This is a genomic window from Methylobacterium nigriterrae, assembly GCF_037106235.1.
In the GTDB taxonomy this organism is placed as follows: domain Bacteria; phylum Pseudomonadota; class Alphaproteobacteria; order Rhizobiales; family Beijerinckiaceae; genus Methylobacterium; species Methylobacterium nigriterrae.
In genome coordinates, this window is record NZ_JBAWTG010000517.1 from 1 (window position 1) to 508 (window position 508).

At 75.6% G+C, this 508-nt stretch carries 1 pseudogene; it reads right to left on the bottom strand.

Annotation, left to right across the window (positions count from 1 at the left end):
- Positions 1 to 208: 208 nt before the first annotated feature.
- A pseudogene (locus WDW90_RS38020) lies at positions 209 to 508 on the bottom strand (histone deacetylase family protein); the annotation flags it as partial.

Here is a 508-nt window from a genome sequence, read left to right on the forward strand (position 1 = left end):
CGTCTCCGGCAATTCCGGCAGCTATGCCGGCAAGCGCAAGGCCCTCGAGGCGGCCGGCGTGGCCGTGGCCGATACGCCCTCCGAGATCCCCCGCCTGCTCGGCTCCGGGATGGCGCACCGGGCCTCGCCCGATGCAGCCGCGCTGGGCCTCCATCTCAGCGGCTGAACCCGCTGTCCCGGGCGCGGCGGCCGCTCCCCGCCGCGCTCCTCACGGGCGCGCGGCATCGAAGGCGCCGAGGAAGGCCACGAGGTTGCGGGGCAGCGCCTCGCACAGATATCCGCCCTCCTGAACGATCGCGGTCGGGAGAGCGGCGCGGGCGATCATCGCGGCGGCCGTCCGGAAGCCGTCCCGCGTCACCGCGAGGGCGCCGATGGGGTCGTCTTCCGAGGCGTCGAGCCCCAGGGCGACGATCAGCCCCGCGGGATCCTGCGCGCGGATCGCCGCGAGCCCCAGCCCGATCGCGTCGAGCCAGGCCTCGTCCCCCGATCCGTGCGGCAGCGGCAGGTT